Annotated in this window: 17 protein-coding genes; 5 read left to right on the top strand and 12 right to left on the bottom strand. The window is 62.3% G+C overall.

The genetic code is table 11. The features are described from left to right. Positions 1 to 87 precede the first annotated feature (87 nt). Positions 88 to 1,542, top strand: coding sequence for a glutamate synthase subunit beta (locus tag AC0L2B_RS15815; protein WP_473745985.1), 1,455 nt, complete (start codon positions 88 to 90; stop codon positions 1,540 to 1,542). A gap of 35 nt (positions 1,543 to 1,577) precedes the next feature. Here AC0L2B_RS15815 and AC0L2B_RS15810 read toward each other — a convergent pair whose 3' ends face one another. Both AC0L2B_RS15810 and AC0L2B_RS15805 read right to left on the bottom strand, forming a co-directional pair. Further along, positions 1,578 to 2,813: an SGNH/GDSL hydrolase family protein gene (locus tag AC0L2B_RS15810; RefSeq protein WP_473745984.1), complete on the bottom strand. Its 1,236-nt coding sequence runs from the start codon at positions 2,811 to 2,813 to the stop codon at positions 1,578 to 1,580. Between the two features lie 127 nt (positions 2,814 to 2,940). Further along, complete coding sequence (locus tag AC0L2B_RS15805; RefSeq protein WP_091594951.1) at positions 2,941 to 4,164, bottom strand: lytic murein transglycosylase; 1,224 nt, start codon at positions 4,162 to 4,164, stop codon at positions 2,941 to 2,943. Positions 4,165 to 4,376: 212 nt separating this feature from the next. On the opposite strand from AC0L2B_RS15805, the gene galU reads away from it, so the two are divergent. Next, complete coding sequence (gene galU, locus AC0L2B_RS15800; protein ID WP_023798070.1) at positions 4,377 to 5,282, top strand: UTP--glucose-1-phosphate uridylyltransferase GalU; 906 nt, start codon at positions 4,377 to 4,379, stop codon at positions 5,280 to 5,282. 68 nt (positions 5,283 to 5,350) lie between these two features. Here the strand turns inward: galU and AC0L2B_RS15795 are convergent, their stop codons facing one another. Further along, positions 5,351 to 7,081 (bottom strand): outer membrane beta-barrel protein, encoded by a 1,731-nt coding sequence (locus AC0L2B_RS15795; protein ID WP_473745982.1) that lies wholly within the window; start codon positions 7,079 to 7,081, stop codon positions 5,351 to 5,353. 162 nt (positions 7,082 to 7,243) lie between these two features. On the opposite strand from AC0L2B_RS15795, the gene AC0L2B_RS15790 reads away from it, so the two are divergent. Then, complete coding sequence (locus AC0L2B_RS15790; RefSeq protein ID WP_473745981.1) at positions 7,244 to 8,245, top strand: KpsF/GutQ family sugar-phosphate isomerase; 1,002 nt, start codon at positions 7,244 to 7,246, stop codon at positions 8,243 to 8,245. A gap of 78 nt (positions 8,246 to 8,323) precedes the next feature. Here AC0L2B_RS15790 and AC0L2B_RS15785 read toward each other — a convergent pair whose 3' ends face one another. From AC0L2B_RS15785 to AC0L2B_RS15745, 9 genes are all read right to left on the bottom strand, one after another. Continuing rightward, on the bottom strand, positions 8,324 to 8,794 hold the full coding sequence (locus AC0L2B_RS15785; RefSeq protein ID WP_473745980.1) for an NfeD family protein: 471 nt from the start codon (positions 8,792 to 8,794) through the stop codon (positions 8,324 to 8,326). A gap of 4 nt (positions 8,795 to 8,798) precedes the next feature. Next, positions 8,799 to 9,749 (bottom strand): SPFH domain-containing protein, encoded by a 951-nt coding sequence (locus AC0L2B_RS15780; protein WP_091594884.1) that lies wholly within the window; start codon positions 9,747 to 9,749, stop codon positions 8,799 to 8,801. A 149-nt stretch (positions 9,750 to 9,898) separates the two neighbouring features. Continuing rightward, complete coding sequence (gene hemH / locus AC0L2B_RS15775) at positions 9,899 to 10,963, bottom strand: ferrochelatase (protein ID WP_473745979.1); 1,065 nt, start codon at positions 10,961 to 10,963, stop codon at positions 9,899 to 9,901. A 148-nt stretch (positions 10,964 to 11,111) separates the two neighbouring features. Continuing rightward, positions 11,112 to 13,133 (bottom strand): 5'-nucleotidase C-terminal domain-containing protein, encoded by a 2,022-nt coding sequence (locus AC0L2B_RS15770; RefSeq protein WP_473745978.1) that lies wholly within the window; start codon positions 13,131 to 13,133, stop codon positions 11,112 to 11,114. Between the two features lie 178 nt (positions 13,134 to 13,311). Further along, positions 13,312 to 13,683 carry an outer membrane lipoprotein Omp10 gene (gene omp10, locus AC0L2B_RS15765; protein WP_091594946.1) on the bottom strand — a complete coding sequence of 124 codons (372 nt, stop codon included), beginning with the start codon at positions 13,681 to 13,683 and terminating at the stop codon, positions 13,312 to 13,314. A gap of 197 nt (positions 13,684 to 13,880) precedes the next feature. Then, positions 13,881 to 15,326 (bottom strand): homospermidine synthase, encoded by a 1,446-nt coding sequence (locus tag AC0L2B_RS15760; protein WP_473745977.1) that lies wholly within the window; start codon positions 15,324 to 15,326, stop codon positions 13,881 to 13,883. A gap of 368 nt (positions 15,327 to 15,694) precedes the next feature. Next, entirely contained in the window at positions 15,695 to 15,955 is a 261-nt protein-coding gene (locus AC0L2B_RS15755) for a nitrate reductase (RefSeq protein ID WP_473745976.1), read from the bottom strand. Between the two features lie 72 nt (positions 15,956 to 16,027). Continuing rightward, complete coding sequence (locus AC0L2B_RS15750; RefSeq protein WP_473745975.1) at positions 16,028 to 17,032, bottom strand: CobW family GTP-binding protein; 1,005 nt, start codon at positions 17,030 to 17,032, stop codon at positions 16,028 to 16,030. A gap of 90 nt (positions 17,033 to 17,122) precedes the next feature. Next, entirely contained in the window at positions 17,123 to 17,503 is a 381-nt protein-coding gene (locus tag AC0L2B_RS15745) for a Fur family transcriptional regulator (RefSeq protein WP_128183636.1), read from the bottom strand. A 358-nt stretch (positions 17,504 to 17,861) separates the two neighbouring features. Here AC0L2B_RS15745 and aztC point away from each other — a divergent pair, with 358 nt between their 5' ends. Both aztC and aztD read left to right on the top strand, forming a co-directional pair. Beyond that, the gene (gene aztC / locus AC0L2B_RS15740; protein WP_473745974.1) at positions 17,862 to 18,845 is read left to right on the top strand and encodes a zinc ABC transporter substrate-binding protein AztC; all 984 of its coding nucleotides are present in this window, start codon (positions 17,862 to 17,864) and stop codon (positions 18,843 to 18,845) included. 81 nt (positions 18,846 to 18,926) lie between these two features. Then, positions 18,927 to 20,138 carry a zinc metallochaperone AztD gene (aztD, locus tag AC0L2B_RS15735; protein ID WP_473745973.1) on the top strand — a complete coding sequence of 404 codons (1,212 nt, stop codon included), beginning with the start codon at positions 18,927 to 18,929 and terminating at the stop codon, positions 20,136 to 20,138. The last annotated feature ends 1 nt before the right edge of the window (position 20,139 follow it).

The raw sequence follows: 20,139 nt of genomic DNA, 5'->3' as shown, positions 1-20,139 counted from the left end.
GGCCTCGGACTGAAGGTTGCCATGGCTGCCTTATGAGGTTAACGGGTGCGTCGTCGAGCGCGCCATCTGGACAGCAGGGACTGGACTATGGGCAAGGTAACAGGGTTTCTCGAGATCGACCGGCAGGTGCACAAGTACCAGCCGGCTTCCGACCGCATCCGGCATTTTCGCGAGTTCACGCTGCCGATGTCGGACAAGGAGGTCGAGAAACAGGCCGCGCGCTGCATGGATTGCGGCATTCCATACTGCCATGGGCCGACCGGCTGCCCGGTCCACAACCAGATCCCGGACTGGAACGACCTCGTCTACAATGGAGACTGGGACAATGCGATCCGCAACCTGCATTCGACCAATAATTTCCCGGAATTCACCGGCCGCATCTGTCCGGCACCTTGCGAGGAAGCCTGCACGCTGAACCTCGAGGACATTCCGGTCGCCATCAAGACGATCGAGCAGGCGATCGCCGACAAGGCCTATGAAACCGGTCATATCCGGCCCTATCCGCCGGAAAGGAAGACCGGCAGGCGCGTCGCAATCATTGGCTCGGGGCCGGCCGGCATGGCGGCCGCCCAGCAGCTTGGCCGCGCCGGCCACGACGTCCACGTCTACGAGCGCGAGAGCCGGCCGGGCGGGCTGATGCGCTACGGCATCCCCGACTTCAAGATCGAGAAGCACTACATCGACCGGCGCATCGAGCAGATGCAAGGCGAGGGCGTGAGTTTTCACTGCGGGATCAATGTCGGCGTCGACAAGCCGGTTGCGGAGCTGCTCGCCGAGTATGATGCGGTGCTCTATTGCGGCGGTTCGGAAGCGCCGCGCCCGGCCAACATTCCCGGCGACGATCTCGACGGCGTGCATGACGCGATGCCTTACCTGGTGCAGCAGAACAAGCGCATCGGCGGCGAGCCGATCCAGTCGGTGGCGTGGCCGTCGCCGCCGATCGTCGCCGGCGGCCAGCATGTCGTCGTCGTCGGCGGCGGCGACACCGCGTCCGACTGCGTCGGCACCGCCTTCCGCCAGGGCGCCGTGCGCGTCACCCAGCTCGACATCCGGCCGCAGCCTCCGGAAAAGGAAGACAAGCTTTCGGTCTGGCCCTACTGGGCGACGAAGATGCGCACCTCGTCCTCGCAGGCGGAAGGGGCCGAGCGCGAGTTCCAGGTGGCGACGCTCGAATTCATCGGCGAGGACGGCGCGTTGACCGGCGTCAAATGCTGCGAGGTCGATGAAAAGCGCAAGCCGATCGCCGGCACGGAATTCGTCATCCGCGCGGATCTCGCCTTCATCGCCATCGGCTTTGCCGGGCCGGCCGCCGTCGGGCCGGTGTCGGAACTGGCTGGCCAGATGAAGATCGCCATCGACAGCCGCCGCTCGAACAACGTCGAGGCCAATGATCGCGACTACAAGACCAGCGTCGAAAAACTCTATGCGGCGGGCGATGTGCGCCGCGGTCAATCGCTGGTCGTCTGGGCGATCCGCGAGGGCCGTCAGGCAGCGCGTTCGATCGACGAGGCGCTGATGGGATCGAGCGTGCTGCCGCGCTGAGACCGTCTCCTACTTGTGCGGCCCGCCCGGCAGGTTTACGGAGTGATCGCGGTGGTCGTTTCGGGCACGGCCGGCGCCGCAGGCTGCTTCCTTGGCGGCCAGGAAAAATCGTCGGCGCGTCCGGGCGAAGCAGCTGATACCTTGCCCTCGACGAAGAGTTTTTCGCCAGGCCCGTCCGCCTTTGCCGGCGCTGCGGCGCCGAGAAGTTCCGAACCGCCGTCGAGTGCCGGATCGCTGAGCAGCATTGGCACGGTGCGATCGACGGGCATGGGTGTCGGTGTCGGCGCCCCGACCGGAGCGCCGGCTGGCGCATAAGCTGCCAGTGTGCCCGGAGGCGAGGTCATTCCAAGGATCTTCAGCAAGGGTTTTTCGGCATAGAAGGCGAGCTTGCGTTTGCCGGCTTTCGACACACGGATGCCGTCGTCGGTGCGCAGGCGCACCGGCTGGCCGTTGATATCAGGCCCGCTGGTGACAAAGGCGCCTTCCTCGTCGACGAAACCGTCCCAGATGTCGACGAATTCGCCGCCATGGCTCTCGGCCGTCGAGCGGTAGATGTCGTTGAAAGCCAGCATGTCGGAGGTCATCTTCGGCGCCTTGAAGGCCGGCATGCCGACCCACAGATACGGCACCTTGGCCGATGCGATGGCCCTGCCGAACGCTTCGGTACGGCGTTCGTATTCCTTGGTCCACGCTTCGGACCGTGGCTGTTCGCGTTCACCGTTCACGCGCATCTGCTGCCGATCGTTGGAACCCAGCATGACGATCACGGCCGCCGGTTTTTCGGCCTCGATCAGCGACTTGATCTGTTCGGGCCAGTTGTAGAAATCGTCACGCACGAAACCGGACGAACCATTGCTGCGAACGACGATCCTGACCTTGTTGTTTTCGGCAAAGGCGGTCTCGAGACCCTCGGCGAGGCCGGTCGCCATGAAATCGCCGACCACCAGAACAGTGCGGGCATCCGGCGCCTTCTCGACAATGGGGGCTGCCGGCTCAGCCGGCCGGCGCGGCGCGGCACGCGACTTTCTGACTTTTGGCTTGCGTGGCCCGATCCTCTGAATCCGTCGCGGCTCAATCAGTCGTGGCGGCTCCATCCGCTCGCTTCGGCGCAGAAACAACAGGTCGCGCAGCGACCAGCCACGCCTTTGTTCTTCCTGCGCCACGGCCGGCGTGTGAAAGACGGCGGCAGTGCCGACGGCCAGGACGGCAATAGCCAGAATCAGGATCGGCACGCGACGAAGGATCACACGGATACGCGCAGCCGAAACCAATTACCGTCTCCATCCCTAAAGAGCGCCGGACTCTGATACAACCGTGCCGCCGCTCTACCTTAAGTTGAGCATCGGATTTCCTCAAAACCGGTTTGGGTCCGATGCTACAGGTCTGCCCTATGCGAGGCTAGTTCTGCCTGAGCCATTTGAGCACTTCCATGCTCGGATGTCCGTCCTGGGTCAAGCCAGCCTTCGCCTGGAAGGCCATGATGGCGGCTTTCGATCCCTCGCCGATCTTGCCGTCGAACTTGCCGTCATAGTAGCCGTACTGGGAAAGCCGTTGTTGAAGCTCCTGCCTCTCCTCGAAGGAGAGCTTCGTGAAAGGCCGCTTCCAGTCCTGCACAAGCCCACCATAACCGGCGATTTCGTCGGCAAGAAGGCCAACGGCAACCGCATATTTGTCGGCATTGTTGTAACGCTTGATGACCGAAAAATTCTTGACCATCAGGAAAGCCGGGCCGCCGCGGCCGCCTGGCACCTTCAGCGTGGCCTTCTCCCCACTCTTGAACGGCTTGCCGTTGGCACGCGTGACACCCAGCGCTTGCCATTGCGACAACGACTTCGATCCGGCCGGGAACTTCTTTCCGTCGGGAAGGCTGACTTCATAGCCCCAGGTCTTGCCGGCCTGCCAGCCGTTCTTCCTGAGCAGATTGGCGGCCGTTGCCAATGCATCGGGAATCGAATTCCAGATGTCACGCTTGCCGTCGCCGTCCATGTCGACCGCATAGGCCTGGTAGCTGGTGGGAATGAACTGGGTATGGCCCATGGCGCCGGCCCATGAGCCACTGAGGTGGCTTTTATCAATGTCGCCCCTTTGCAGGATCTTCAGCGCCGCGATCAACTGCGTGCGGGCGAATTTCGATCGTCTCGAATCGGCATAGCCAAGCGTGGCCAGCGAACGCACGACATTGCGCATGACGTCGTCGCGCTTGAGGATTTCGCCGTAGTTCGATTCCATCGACCAGATCGCCAGCAGGATGTGACGGTCGACGCCGTATCTTGCCTCGATCCTGTCCAGCCACGGCTTCCACTTCCTGGCCATCTGCTTGCCAACAGCGACCGACTGGTCATGGACGCGGTTGTCGAAATAGTCCCAGGCGGGCGCGGTGAATTCGGGTTGATAACGCGCTTTTTCCAGCACCACCGGGTCGGCATCGCTGATGCCCTCGAATGCGCGGTCGTAAACGGCGCCGGAAACGCCGCTCCGCACCGCGGTGGCGCGGAAGCTCGCCACCCATTGCCGAAAACCGGCGTCGGCAAAAGCCGATCCGGTGGGCATCAGCAAGGCAAGCGACAGACTGGCGGCCGCAACGATGCTGGTGAAGCGCTTTGCGGCGTCGCGAACGGACATCTTTTCCTCCTTCTTCATCACAGGAAGATCATTCATCGCCGAACCCGGTTAGCATTTAGTTTACCATAGGTGCCGTTGGGAACGAAAAGGCGGGTTGGTGCTTTACGGACTACAGATTTTTTCTGACCAGCCGTTCCATAATCCCAGATTCCGGCACGAAAATGTCTTGAAGCGGGATTGCCGAACAGCCTTAGAAGCGGATATTTGACAGCATGAAGAGAGTTCGCAAGGCAGTTTTCCCGGTCGCTGGCCTCGGCACGCGTTTTCTCCCGGCCACCAAGGCCATACCCAAGGAAATGCTGACCGTCGTCGACAGGCCAGTCATCCAGTATGTGGTCGACGAGGCACGCGAAGCCGGCATCGAGCATTTCATCTTCGTGACCGGACGCAACAAGGCGGTGATCGAGGACCATTTCGACGTTCAGTTCGAACTCTATGACACGCTCGCCCAACGCGGCAAGGACGACGAGCTCGCCCGCCTGCAGCGGCTGCAACCTTCGCCAGGGCAGACCAGCTTCACCCGCCAGCAGGTGCCGCTTGGCCTTGGCCATGCCGTCTGGTGTGCCCGCGAGCTGGTCGGCGACGAGCCCTTCGCGCTGCTTTTGCCCGATATGATCATGCAGTCCGAAAAAAGCTGCATGAAGGAGATGGTCGAGCTTTATGCCGAGACCGGCAACAACATCGTCGCGGTTCAGGAATGCGACCCCGCCGAGGCCCATAAATACGGTATCGTCGGCCGCGGCGAGGATACGCATCACGGTTTCCGCATTACCGGTATGGTGGAAAAGCCGAAGACCGGCACGGCACCCTCCAACCTATACATCAACGGGCGCTACATCCTGCAGCCGGAGATATTTGGGATACTCGAAGGCCAGGAGAAGGGCGCCGGCAACGAGATACAACTCACCGATGCGATGCTGAAGCTGGAGAAGCAGCAGCCCTTCTATGGCTGCCACTACCGAGGGCGCACCTTCGATTGCGGATCGCCGGAAGGCTTTGTCGAGGCCAACGTCGCCTTCGCGCTGTGGCGCAGCGACATGAACGGACGCATGGCGGGCGTTATCAGCAAGCTTCTCGACGAGATGAAACCGTCAGAGCAGCGGGGCGCGGCGTTCTAACTCCGGGCTAATGCATGCGCGCAAAAGCATGCTCTCGGGCCTGAACCGAGGGTGCGCGGCGGCTTGGTTTACGGCTGCAGCGTCACCCCGACAAAGATGCTGTGGGCGGTGTAGTCGCGGCCCTCGATGTTGCTGGTCTGTTTTTCAGTTCTGGCGCGGGTGGTCAGTCCGGCATATCGGTTCAGCCACCATGTCAGTCCGGCCTCGGCGCTCAGCGTCAGATCATGGCCGTCCGACCCGATGTAGTCGCGCCAGTCTACCCCGAGAGCTGCGTTGCCGATCAGGTTGGCACGGATTTCCCTCTCGGCGGTGAGGCGGCTGGAGTAAAGGATGGTGCCGCTTTCGTCGGCGGTTGTCGTGCCCTCGACGATCGTCTGCCCGGTGAGGCCGATCGTGGTGCCGCGTTGCGGCGACCATCTGAGGTCGGCGTTCACCGTGGCGCCCGAAATTGCCGGCAGGCGGTCATCGTCGATCGCCTCGCGCAGCCAGCCGGCCGAGAACTCGCCGGCAAGCTTCTCGCCGAGGTCGAGCTCGGCGCCGGCCCGAACCCCAAGCCGCGTCGAGGATCGTTCGAAACCATTGCTGTCGACCCGCAAATCATAGACCCGGCGGCCGATTTCGACCTCGGTGAAAGGGGTGATGGCGGGCGAAATCTCATAGCCGGTGCGCAAGGTGGCGGTATAGAGCGTCGAATCGCGGTCTTTCTGCGACAGCGTTCCGCCCGTCGAAAGCCTGGCGTCGCCGTAGATGTCGTGTTCGACGGCGCCGGTCAGGGCGAAGCGCATCTTGCCGGCATCCTTCTCGACCGCCAGGCTGCCGTCGATGGTCTGGCGCACCGGCTGCTCGGCGGTGCCTTCGATGACGACCGGCGAGGAAGCCGATTCCGGTGCCGCCTCGTAACCGAGCCTGGCGATGGCGCGCAGATCGTTGTCGAAGTCGACATTGAGCGTGCCTTCGACACGGCCGCGCGCCTCCTCAACCTCGTCGCCCGATAGGGTCTTGAGAAAGGTGCCGTAGCCGTCGACGGTAGCCGAATTCTCCCGCCAGTCGGAGATGGCGTTGAAGCGCAGCGTCGTTTCCGACAGCAGGGCCGGCTTGCCTTCGCTGCTTGAATCGGCATTCGATGATGCCTTCAGGCCTTGCTCGAGCGTCGGCCTGATCACGAAGGAGCCGAGTTTGATGCCGGTGGCGGCGAACGGGTCGTCCTCGGCCCTCCTGTCCCGGCCTTCGATGGCTTCGGCGCGCTCGGCGCCCGGATCGAGTTGCTGCCTGTCGGCGGAATCGATGGTCACGGCACGGGAATTGATTGGGTCCGTCTCGGCGGTGTCCTCGTCATCCGTCGGGACCGTCGTCGCGGTGGCGGCCTGAGTCTCGGCGGCTTCGTCCTGATCGGCTGCGCCCTGGGTTGCGCTCGATGGCCGGCGCGGCGGGACGGGAACGGGGGCGTCCGCAAACGGATCGTCGGTTGCTTCCGGCGGATCAAAAATGCTTCCGGTCGCCGGTGCCGCGTCTTCGTCCTGCACGGCGCCCGGGCTGGCCGGCTGATAGGCGGGCGTCGGCGCCGTGCTCTGGGTGGTTGCACCGGCCTGCGCCGTCTGATCCTGGGCGATGCTCAATTGCCTGGTTTTGCGCTGCTGGTCGTCCAGAATCGCCGATTCCGAAACCTCGCCGCGCAGCTCGGTTACCTGGGCATAGGGCTGCGCAGGCCGCAGCAAGGCGAAGACGCTGGTCGCCAGCAGCAAGGCGCAGACCGCCTTGCCGTTTCGTCTTCTTTTCTTTTCAGGCGGGGCCTCGGACATCGCTACCACTGCTTGCGCGGCGCACGCGCGCCATACTTACCGAACCGTAAACGGGGATGGTTAACGTTGGGTTGAGGCGGCGGTCGATCAAAGCCCACTTGACGGCTAACGGATGGCAATTCCGTTGGACAGGCGCGCAGCAAAGCGCTAATCGCATCAGCCATGCATGCGGGATCCCCAGACAAGAAGCGGCTCGATGGGCAGGCTTCGATCGCCTCGGCGCTTAGAACGGTAGCGACCGAGCAGGCCGGTGTCGCGGCGCTGGCGGCCGCGCTCGAGAACGGGTTGACTGAACCGTTCGCGCGCGCCGTCGATATGGTGTCGCATATCGCCGGCCGCGTCATCGTCACCGGCGTCGGCAAGAGCGGCCATATCGGCTCAAAGATCGCGGCGACGCTCGCCTCGACCGGCACGCCGGCTTTCTTCGTCCATTCTGCCGAAGCCAATCATGGCGACCTCGGCATGATCGCCAGGGACGACGCCATCATCGCCATATCGTGGTCGGGCGAGAGCCGCGAGCTCAAGGGCATCATCGCCTATTCCAGGCGCTTCTCGATTCCGCTGATCGCAGTCACCGCCGGAGAGCGATCGGCGCTGGCGCGGGCGGCCGATGTGGTGCTTTTGCTGCCGCGTGCGCCGGAAGCCTGCCCGCACGGCCTGGCGCCGACGACATCGACGCTGCTGCAACTGGTGATCGGCGATGCACTGGCCATCGCGCTGCTCGAAGCGCGCGGCTTCACGCCGGATCATTTCCGCACTTTCCATCCCGGTGGGCAGCTTGGCGCCAATCTGACGCAGATCCGCGAAATCATGCATGTCGGCGACAGGCTGCCGCTGGTGCCTTCCGGCACTGGAATGCGCGAAGCGATCCTCGAATTGTCGCGCAAGGGGTTTGGCTGCGTGGCGATAACCGCTGCGGATGGTGCGCTGATCGGCATCATCACCGACGGCGACATCAGGCGCCACATCGGCAGCAATCTTTTGGCGATGAGCGTCGATCAGGTCATGACCAAGGAGCCGAAGACGGCCGGACCGGATACGCTGGTGGCGACCGCGCTGCAGACGATCAACAGTTCGACCATCTCCAGCCTGATGGTTGTCGAAGGCAGACGGCCGGTCGGACTTGTCCATCTGCACGATCTGCTGCGCATCGGCGCGGCCTGAGCTCGCCAGAGCGAATTTCGAAACAGTCTCTGACAGACATCAGGCCTGTTTGAAAAGTCGCCCGCCGAGATGGTCGGATCAGTCCAGGACCGCCTCGACCGTCAGTTCCAGATCAGTGTCGGCCGCGCCCGTCACGCGCACCTGCGTGCCGGCCGGCAGGTCGGGGCCGGAGACACGCCATAGCGTGTCGCCCAGCTTTATGCGGCCGCGGCCGTCCCTGATTGGCTCGTCCAGGGTGGCCATCCTGCCGATCATCTGTGCGCCGCGGCGGTTGAGCAGTGGCTGATCGGTGTCATCATCGCGCCCACCCACCAGTCTCTTGCCGACATAGGTTGAAACCAGCGACATCGCCAGGAAGGCGAGAACCTGGATCTGCCAGGTCCAGAAGTCCGCGTCCCAGATGAGCAGGGACACCACGCCGATCAGCAGCGCGGCGATGCCGATCCACAGCATGAATATGCCCGGTGCGATGACCTCCATCACCAGGAGGACGAAGCCGAGAACCATCCAAACCCAGGGTCCGAGTTCGGAAATGATGCGTTCGAACATGGCCTCAGGTCTCGCTGGGACGAACCACGGGCGGGCGTGCAGCCTGCCGCGTGGTGCCGGCAGTGCCCTCTGCGCCGAAAACTTCCTTGGCGATCGCGCCGATGCCGCCGAGCGTGCCGATCAATGACGAAGCTTCCATAGGCATCAGCACGACCTTGCTGTTTGTGGCGGAGCCGATCCTGGTCAGTGCTTCGGTGTATTTCAGCGCAACGAAGTAGTTGAGCGCCTGCACGTCGCCCTTGGCGATCGCTTCCGACACCACTTGCGTGGCGCGGGCCTCGGCCTCGGCCGAGCGTTCGCGCGCCTCGGCGTCGCGGAAGGCGGCTTCCTTGCGGCCCTCGGCTTCCAGGATCTGCGACTGCTTGAGGCCTTCGGCGTCGAGGATCTGCGCGCGCTTGTTGCGCTCGGCCATCATCTGGCGACCCATCGATTCGACGAGATTGGCCGGTGGATTGATGTCCTTGATCTCGACGCGGGTGATCTTGATGCCCCAGGGATGTGCCGCTTCATCGACGACGCGCAGCAGGCGTTCGTTGATGGCGTCGCGGTTCGACAAAAGCTCGTCGAGGTCCATCGACCCCATCACGGTACGGATGTTGGTCATCGTCAGGTTGAGGATGGCGTTCTCCAGACCGGCGACCTGGTAGGCGGCCTGCGCCGCGTTGAGCACCTGGTAGAAGGCGACGCCGTCGACGGCGACAGTGGCGTTGTCGCGGGTGATGATCTCCTGCGTCGGGACGTCGAGCACCTGCTCCATCATGTTCAATTTGGAGCCGATGCGGTCAACGAACGGCACGATGAGGTTGAGGCCGGGGCTCAATGTCTTGGTATAGCGGCCAAAGCGTTCGACGGTGTAATTGTAGCCTTGCGGGATTGTCCGGATGCCTTTGAAAAGCACGAGCACGACAAGAGCGACAAGAACAAGAAGCGCGATATCGAAACCACTGAAATCCATTTGGGTCTCCCTCAGATGCCGGCCACGGAAATGTTTCAACGCGACCGACTTCACCAAACACTTAAGTGTGTTTCAGGAACGTTACAATCATTTGATAGTGGATAACCGGTGCATAGAAAGCCGGTTAGCGGCGCTCGATTATGTCCGCTTCAGATCCAGCCCGACAGTTCGCGTCGCACCATCGCCTCGATCACCGCCATGCCCTCGGCACTGTCGTTGAGGCAGGGAATATGCGCGAACTTTTCGCCGCCGGCATGATGGAAGGTTTCCGCCGCCTCCCTGCCGATCTCGTCCAGCGTCTCGATGCAGTCGACAGAAAAGCCCGGATTGACGATGGCGATCGATCTCACGCCTTCTCCGGGCAATTTCTCGACCGTCTTGTCGGTGTAAGGCTGCAGCCACTCCTGCGCGCCGAAGCGCGACTGGAACGTGGTGATCAGCTTCTTCTCATCCCAGCCGAGCTTTTCCCGCAGCAGCCGGGTCGTCTCAAGGCAATGGGCCTGGTAGGGGTCACCCTTGTCGGAATAGGGTTTCGGAATGCCGTGATAAGAGGCGATGACCATTTCCGGCTCGAAATCGAGGCTCGCCAGATGGCGCTCAATCGACGCGGCGAGCGCTTCGATATAGACCGGTTCGGCATAGTAGGGCGGCACGCTGCGGATCGCCGGGGCGCGGCGCATCTTCATCAGCGCGCGAAACAACTGGTCGTTGGCGGTGGCGGTCGTGGTCGCGGAATATTGCGGATAAAGCGGAAAAGTCAGAATGCGGTCGCAGCCCTGCGCGACCAGCCCTTTGGCGACGCTCTCGGTTGAAGGATTGCCGTAACGCATTGCCCAGTCGACGCTGACGCCGGGCAGGTCGCGCAGCGCCTCGGTCAGCTTTTCGCTCTGAGCGCGGGTGTAGGTGCGCAGCGGCGACTCGTCACGCTGCCGGTTCCAGATCCTGGCATAGTTGGCGCCCGACTTCTTCGGCCGTGTGGTGAGAACCAGCCCGTAGAGGATCGGGTACCAGATCGCCTTGTTGAGTTCGATGACGCGCGGATCGGACAGGAACTCCCTGAGATAGCGCCACATCGGCTTGAATTCCGTGCCGTCGGGAGTGCCGAGATTAACCAGCATGACGCCGATCCTGCCCGCCCCGGCCGGCGGCTGTCCTTCCGGCAGCGGGTCGAGGACCGTCGCGGCCTTGGGATCGGCAGGGTTGGAAGGCGTCATAAAGGATCTCCGGACACCGCGCGAAACTAGCGATGCCGCGCCGGTTTTCAATGCAGCGTCTGGCCGCACCTTATCTAAGCTTGGGAGGCGAAAGCAGAAAAACCCGCCCCGGTTTGCCGGACGGGTTTTCCAACAATGACAGAAGAATTCAGTTTGCGGCCGGGATGGTCAAGGTTGCGCCGACGGGAAGCCGGCGCGGCTCGTAGTCCTGGTTGGCGTCGGAGATCGTTTTCCACCTGGCGCCATCGCCATAGGCCTTTTCCGCCAAATCCCAATAGGTGTCGCCGGCAACGATCACATGGCTGCTTTCGGCCGGCTTTGCCGGCTCGGCAGGCGCAGCCTCCGCTGGTGCCGGCGCTGTCGGGGCGGGTTCCGTCGGCACGGCTGGCGGTGTCGTGGCAATATCGTCCGAACCGGCCGGCGGTTCGGGCATCGCCGGTGCGGCTGGAGCCGTTTCTGCCGGTTTTGCGGGCTCGGCCGGAGCGGGAGCCTCGGCCGGCTTCGCCGATTCCTGGGCCGGATCCTGCGCCGGTTGCTGGCCCGGTTCCGCCGCGGCGGCGGTCGTGATTTCGGTGATGCGGCCCTCGAGCTTCGGCGTATAGGGCCGATGCGCGCCGAGATAATCGGCGACCACCTGTTCGAGGCCCGGACCGTAATCGTAGGCGTTCCTGGCCTTGTCGGCGAACACCTTGTAGCCGTCGCCACCCTGGCGCACATAGTTGTTGGTGGCGACCAGGTAATCCTTGTCCGGATTGATCGGCGTCCACCCGCCGCCTTGCATGACCTCGACCGACTTGACGCGCCCGGCATTCGCGGCGGCCGATTTGTCGAATGAATACTTCAGGCCGGCAACCTGCGGGAAGCGGCCGGCGCCGTCCTCGATCTGGCTGAGACCGTTCTCCAGCCCGGCAACCAGATCCTTGCCGGAAATCTGGAAGGTCGCCACTGTGTTCTGGAACGGCAGCACGTTCAGCACCTCGCCCATGGTGACGGTGCCCTGGTCGATCGAAGCGCGCAGACCGCCGCCATTCGTGATGACGATCTCGACACCCTGGTCCTTGACGCGGTCGAGGACGGCATCGGAGACAAGATTGCCCATCTCGCACTCGCGGGTGCGGCAGTTCTCACGGCTGCCGTCGATCGCCTTGGTGGTTTCGGCGACCTCCTGGTTCTTCAACGCCTCGATCGGCGCGCCGAGCTCCTTGATGCGGGCAAGCACGGCGGGGTCTGGCGTGATCGATTTGTCGAGGGAGATCGGGTCGCCGCCGGCCTGCTTGACGACACCGTTGTCGTCGAACACGACCTTGAACTCGCCGAGATATTTCGAATAGGACGCCGCCTGGACGACCGGCACCTTGTAGCCGTCCGGATTGTCGACCATCGTCGGGTAGGGGCCTTCAGCCTTGGGGTCGGTGTTGGACAGCAGCGAATGGCTGTGGCCGCCAACCACCACGTCGACACCCGGGATCTTGGCGATGACGTCACGCTCGCGCTTGTAACCAATATGGGTGACCGCGATGATCTTGTTGACGCCTTCTCCCTTCAGCCTCTCGACCTCTGATGTGATCAACTTGACGTCGTCCTCGATCGTGACGTTAGGGCCTGGCGAAGCCAACTCCGGCGTGTCGTTGGTGACCGCGCCGACGACGCCGATCTTCTGGCCGCCGACCTCGATCACAACAGACGGTTTCACGCGGTCACCGAGCTTGGATTGCGCGTTGGCCTTCACATTGGCGCCGAGCACCGGAAACTTGATCATATCCAGGAACGGCGCCAGCGCCGCCTCGCCGTCGTCGAACTCGTGATTGCCGACCGCCAAGGCGTCGAATTTCATCTGGTTGAGGAATTCGCCTTCGGTCTTGCCCTTGTAGGTCGTGTAGAACAGCGAACCCTGGAAATTATCGCCGGCGCTGAGCAGCAGCACGTTCTGGCCTTCCAGCTTCTTGCGCTGCTGGGCGATCGCCGTGATCAGCCGCGCCGCGCCGCCGGTGCACTCGCCCTTGGTCTCCTCTTCGGCCGAGCAGGTCGATTCATATTTGTTGTTGCTTTCGATGCGGCTGTGCCAGTCGTTGATGTGCAGGATGTTCAGAGTGTAGTCGGCAAAGGACATGCCGGTCGACTGGCCAAGCGTAGACGCCGAAAGGGCGGCAATGGCGGCGATCTTCTTCATCTTCGTCTCCCGGATGACCTGTTTAACGCCCTCGCTCGACTGGAATATAACAGCCGGCTTTTCGCCCATGTTCACATCGCGTTTTGGCCGATGCAAGTGGAATCGGGCCCAGCTTTGCCGGCACAAAAGGACGGCGGCCTCAAGCCGCCGCCCTTTGCAAAAGCAGTTCAGTATGGGCTCAGGTGCGTCGCGTCAGCACAAAGTTCTGCCCGCTCACGCTGGTGCAATTAAGCTGCGAGGTGGAGATCAACAAGCAGTTGAAACCGATCGGCGTCTGGCGGATCAGCGAAGTGCCCTGGATTTGGACCGAGGTGCCGCCGGTCATGGCGTAGCTGCCGTCGGCAAGCTTCTGGCCGGTGTCGGTGGCGACGGTCTTGAAGCTGCCGCCGGCGAAGGTCGACAGGCCCGTGCCCTGCGCGTCGATCCATGAGCCTTCGACCGGACTCCGCGTGGCCGATGGCGGCCCGCCCGGGCCGGCGGTGGTGCACGCCGCCAAGGCGGCAGCGGCCGCGACAACGCCGGCCGAAAGCAATTTGCGCGCAATCGTCATCATCAAGATCCTCTCCTCTCGCATTGGCCCGAAAATCGATGCGATTTTTCGGAAAGCAGATGCGTACACTCGAACCGCCAGAGCGTACTTTGTGCGTCCAAATGGATGCACGTCGCTCCAGGCCGCCTTCCTTCAATCGCCCGATTTCCAGACGATTGCAAGGCAGTGAGACATTGCTTTCGAACGACGATGTTGAACTATCGAACGAGGATGTTGCGGAATTGCCATGGGTCGTTTTTGTCGAGGTCTTCCGGGAACAGCCCAGGGCGGTTGTCGAGCGGCGTCCAGTCGGTGTAATAGCCCTTGATCGGCCCGAGATAGGGCGACTGCACTTCCAGGCAGCGCCTGTAGTCCATCTCGTCCGCCTCGACGATGCCGGCCTCGGGATTTTCCAGCGCCCAGACCATGCCCGCCAGCACTGCCGACGTGACCTGCATGCCCGTGGCGTTCTGATAAGGCGCCAGCTTGCGCGCCTCCGCCAGCGACAGCTGCGAGCCGTACCAATAGGCGTTCTTGTCGTGGCCGTAGAGCAGCACGCCGAGTTCGTCGACACCGTCGACCAGTTCGTTTTCATCGAGCACGTGATGCACCGGTTGTGCCTTGCCGGCGGCGCCGAACATTTCGTGCAGCGACAGCACGGCGTCGTTGCAGGGATGGTAGGCGTAGTGGCAGGTCGGGCGATATTGGACCTTGCCCTTCTTGCCGCGCAGGGTGAAGAAGTCGGCGATCGAGATCGACTCGTTGTGGGTCACCAGGAAGCCATATTGCGGGCCCGGCGTCGGGCACCAGCTGCGCACACGCGTGTTGGCGCCCGGCTGCTCCAGATAGATTGCGGCCTTCGAGCCATGCTTGTGCTTCTTGCCGTTCTTCGGCATCCACGTCTCATGCGTGCCCCAGCCGAGCTCGGCCGGTTGAAGCCCTTCCGAGATGAAGCCTTCGACCGACCAGGTATTCCAGAACACGTTCATCGGCTTCGGCTTCTTGGTGCGCTGTGTGTCGCGCTCGGCGATGTGGATACCCTTGACGCCGGCCTTCTTCATCAGCCTGGCCCAAGCATCGCGATCGTGCTGCGCGGGCTCGGAGAATTCGAGGCCAAGATCGGTGGCGAGGTTGACCAGCGCCTGCTTGACGAACCACGAGACCATGCCTGGGTTGGCGCCGCAGGTGGAGATTGCGGTCGCCCCGCCGGGGTGCGCGCGCTTTTCTTCGATCATGGATTCGCGCAGCGCATAATTGGTGCGGCTGCCAGTGTTGGCCTTGGTGTCGAAATAGAAGCCGAGCCATGGCTCGACGACGGTGTCGATGTAAAGCACACCCAGCTTGCGACAGAGCCGCATCAAATCCACGGAGCCGGTGTCGACAGACAGGTTGACGCAAAAGCCCTGGCCACCGCCTTTGGTCAGCAGCGGCGTCAAAAGCTTCTTGTAGTTCTTGCTGGTCACCGCATCCTGCATGAAGGTGATGTCGCGCTCGTCGAGCAGCTTGCGGTCGGTATCGCGTGGGTCGATGACCGTCATGCGCGACTTGTCGAACTTGAAATGGCGCTCGATCAGCGGCAGCGTTCCCCGTCCGATCGAGCCGAAGCCGATCATCACGACAGGGCCGGTGATCTCACCGTAAACGGGCCAGTTTTCATTCGCCATTTTATCGATTACTCCCTCAGACAGGCTGAAAAGCCGGGCAAACAGACGCAAAGCGGAGCACTTTTTTGCCCGACCGCCACGCGCTACAACCACAGATCATTGTCATAAACCAGCGAAAAGCCGCGAGCTACGCCGCATTCGTCATGTGGTTAAGGAGGACGACCAGCCGCTGACGGCCGGCCGTCATTCCCCGAGTTGGCCCTTGTAGTCGAGTTGGGCGAAGTCGGCCGCCAGCAATGGCGCGGCGAAAGATGTGGCGAGCACCAGCTCTCGTCGACGGTTCCCGATCTCGGTCCCATGCCGGTGACATTCGGTACGCGCCAGAGCTTTGGCCAAGAGGCCGACACCCTGCGCATATCCCGATCCATTCACCCTCGCGGCAGATCGTGCGAGGTCACGTCGGCGATTGCTTTTTTGACCCGGATCGTCTCGATTTTCTCGCCGGGACGCATTATGCCGATCACCGTTTCGATGTCGGGACAGCCATTTTTGCGGCATGCCAGCTCCGTGACGGACACGACGACATCGTCATCGAGCCCGCAAGCCCTGCGAACCCAGAGCTTGATCTGTCTGGTCTTCTCCGGAAGGGGAAGGCCGCGCGGGGCGAGTGGGTTCGCGAGACGGTTCATATCCAATCCCGTCCCGAAGACGAAGGCGCTCGGCAACGGGATAAAGGACGCGCGCTGTCGTCGGCCTTGCCCCTATGCATTCAGCGCCACCAGGGAGCCCATTTCGGCGCGGCATTTGAGGAAGCCGTCTTCGATCAGGTCTTTGGGCAGGTTGCGGCCGATAAATACCAGGCGGCTGACGCGCTTCTCCCCCTCTTTCCAGGGGCGCTGGTGGTCGCCTTCGAGCAGCATGTGGACGGCCTGAACGACAAAGCGGTGTTCATCGCCCTTGAACGCCAGGATGCCTTTCATGCGCAGCATGTCGATGCCGAATTTCTGTGTGATCATCTGGATCCACGGCAAGAACTTGCGCGGATCGATCGACGCTTCGGTGACGAGAGAGAAGCTGGTGACGTGATCGTCATGCACATGGTCGTGGCCCGCGTCGAGAAAGTCCGGCTCGACTTCGAGGACACGGTTCAGATCAAACGCGCCGCGATCCAGAACCTCGTCGAGTGGAACGTTGCAACGTATGGAATGCTTGATCGCAGCCGTCGGGTTGATCCTGCGAATGCGCGCCTCCACTGCCTTGAGTTCGGCCGGCGCCACCAGGTCGGTCTTGTTCAGTATGACGATATCGGCGAAGGCGAGTTGCTCCTGCGCCTCATGCGCATGATCCAGTTCGCCGAGGAGATGCTTGGCATCGGCGACGGTGATGATCGCGTCGAGTGTCGTCTTCTGCCTCACATCGTCGTCGACGAAGAAGGTCTGGGCGACGGGGGCGGGATCGGCAAGGCCGGTCGTCTCGATCAGGATGGCGTCGAAACGGTCCCTGCGCTGCATCAAGCTCTCAATGATCCGGATCAGGTCGCCGCGCACCGTGCAGCAGATGCAGCCGTTGTTCATCTCGAAGACTTCTTCGTCGGTATCGAGGATGAGGTCGTTGTCGATGCCAATCTCGCCGAACTCGTTGACGATCACGGCGTAACGCTTGCCGTGCTGTTCGGACAGGATACGGTTGAGCAGCGTCGTCTTGCCGGCGCCGAGGTAGCCGGTAAGAACCGTGACGGGCATTTTCTGGGAGGGTTCAAGCGGCATGGTCGTCTCCGGATGTTGGATTGTTGCGGATTGAAGCTGGGTCAGGCGCGAGCCGATTGGATCGCCCGTAGACGGAAGGCCGGCGTCTGTTCAATGCGCGCAAGCCTCGCATAGACCCGAAAGCTCCACCGTGGCAGAGTTGGTTTGGAAGCCCTGCCGTCGGGCAATCCGGCGCAGCACCCGCTCCAATGCCGGGTCATGAACCTCACTTGCCCGCCCGCAATTCGCGCAGATTGCAAAGGCGGCGCGGCCATGGGTGCCGCATTCGCTGTGGACGCAGAGCGCAAACGCGCTCAGGCTCTCGATCCGGTGAACCAGGCCCTGCTCGACGAGCCGATCCAGAGCGCGATAGATCTGTAGCGGTGAGCGGAGCCCTTCCTGGCGAAGAAGTCCAAGCAGTTCATAGGCCCCCATCGGCCTCTCGGAGCGCGTCAGCGCGTCGAGTACCAGCTGCTGGTTGCGTCCAGGCATCCGCTGTTCCCTCGTATTCCAGGCAGTTTCGAGCACAATGGCGGGCGTCAGTTATAGTATAACATTTTGGATTGACGAGCGTGATAACATAACATAACGGATCGTCAAGAGCGGGCTGACTTCTATGGCTCCCGCGGAGATGGATCGAATGGCTGCCTGTGTTGATCTTTCAAGACCTGACACTTCAAATCCTGACGCTGGGGCCACAACAGCGCGCCTCGATGGGATCGTGCAGGACGACGATCATATGTCGGCGGGCACGATCCACATTCCCTTTTATCTCTGCCGGGGTGTGCGGCTGCTCGCCACGCGTCCGGCGCATCTCCCACAGAACCGCTTGAACAAAGGAGTCGGTCGAATGTCCAGGACGCTAAAACTCGCCGCCGTGATAGGCGCTTTAACATCGTTGCCAATCGCTCCGTCGGTGGCCGCCGCCGAGAACCTCAGGGTTGTCGCCAGTTTCTCGATCATCGCCGATTTCGCGAAGAATGTCGGCGGCGATCGTGTCGACATCATCACGCTGGTCGGCCCGAATGGCGACGCCCATGTCTACGAACCGAAACCGGCCGACGCGGCAACCGTCGGTTCGGCCGACGTGGTGCTGGTCAACGGCCTCCAGTTCGAGGGTTTCCTCCAGCGTCTCGTCGAGGCGAGCGCCACCAAGGCGCCGATCGTGGAATTGACCAAAGGTGGCGAGGTGTTGCGCAACGCCGAGGAAGAAGGTCACCACGATCAGGATCAAGCCGCCGAGGGCGGGGAAAAACACGCCGCGGCGGAAGAGGGCCATGAGGAAGGGCACCATCATCACGGCGAGTCCGATCCCCATGCATGGCAGTCGGTGCACAATGCCGAACTCTATGTGAAGAACATCGCCGACGCCTTCTGTGCCGCCGATGCAGCCGGCTGCGACGCTTATCGGGCCAATGCCGAATCATACGGCCAGCAGCTCGAGGCACTGGAAGCGGAGATCAAGGCTGCCGTAGCTGAGATCCCCGAGGACAAGCGCACGATCATCACCTCCCACGACGCCTATGGCTATTTCGAACACGAATACGGCATAAAATTCCTGGCACCGGAGGGCGTCTCCACCGAATCCGAGGCTTCAGCCTCCGACGTCGCGGCCCTGATCAAACAGATCAGGCAAGACAAGGCTTCGGCAATCTTCGTGGAGAACGTCACCAATCCGCGCCTGATCGAGCAGATCGCCAGCGAGACGGGCCTGAAAGTCGGCGGTGAGCTCTACTCCGACGCCCTGTCGGATAAGAACGGGCCGGCTGCGACCTATCTCGAGATGATGCGGCACAACATCACGACGATCAAAGGCGCGATCCTCGGAAGCTGACCGCCAGCCCTGCGATGGAAAGGCGGAGTAATCCGCCTCTTCGATCACCAAGAGTTATGTAATAACATTAAGGAGAATACCGTGAGGATAAATTGGGCGTCAGCCACGGCTATCGCGCTGCTTGTGTCCCTATCAACAAGTGCTGCCCATGCCGAGGAGGTGACCGCATGGCGCCTCTTCATCTCGGACCACGCAAACCCGAAGGTGACCGTAATCGATGCGGTCGATGGCGAAAAGCTCGACACGCTCGAGATCAAAGGGCCAGCGTCGCTCCATCGCAGCGAAAGCGGCAGGACCGTGTTTGCCGTGCAGGGCTCGGCCGGCGTCGTTGCCGGGATCGCGAGCGGCATTTCCTTCGAGGACCACGGCGAGCACGGCGACATCGACGTCGAAGCGCCAAAACTTGCCGGCGTCGAGATCACAGGCAAGAAGCCGTCGCATTTCGTCGAGCATGACGGAGACTTCGCCGTTTTTTTCGACGGCGAGGGTGTCGTGCGCATCATCTCCGAGAAGTCGGTCCTGGAAGGCAAGCCGGATTTCAGGGAAGTGAAGACCGACGCGCCGCAGCATGGCGTCGCAGTCGCCTATGGCTCCCATGTCCTGCTTTCGGAGCCGAACCGGGAAAAGCCGGACGAACTCCCGGTCGGGATCAGCGTCGCTGACAAAGCCGGCGCGCCGATCGGCGGCATCCACGCCTGCCCAGACCTCCACGGCGAGGCGTCTTCCGGCAATATCCTGGCTTTCGCCTGCGCGACCGGCCTGCTTGTCGTCAGCCATGGCGACAGCAGCCCGGCGATCCGTCATCTGCCCTATGCCGACAGCCTGCCGGATGGCAAAACGACGACGCTGATCGGCGGCAGAGGCCTGCAATATTTCCTCGGCAACTACGGCGCCGACAAGGTGGTGCTGATCGATCCGACGATCGAGAGCGACGCATTCCGGCTGATCAACCTTCCGACGCGCCGCGTGCATTTCGCGATCGACCCCGTTCGTGCAAAATTCGCCTACGTCTTCACCGAGGACGGCCAGCTTCACCAGCTCGACGTGGTGAAGGGGGAGATCGCAAACTCGCTCAAGCTGACCGACCCCTATTCGATGGACGGTCACTGGAGCGATCCGAGGCCGCGTGTCGCGGTCGCCGGCGACAAGATCGTGATCACTGATCCCCTGCAAGGCGTGCTGCATGTCGTTGACGCGACGTCGTTCGAGAAAACCGGCGACATTGCCGTCGAAGGCAAGCCCTTCAACATCGTTTCCGTCGGCGGCACCGGTCAGACCCACGAAGGCGAATAGT

The sequence above is a fragment of the Mesorhizobium sp. WSM4815 genome, assembly GCF_055811575.1.
Note: the sequence above shows the minus strand (reverse complement) of the source record. Positions and strands in the feature narration are given on the sequence as shown.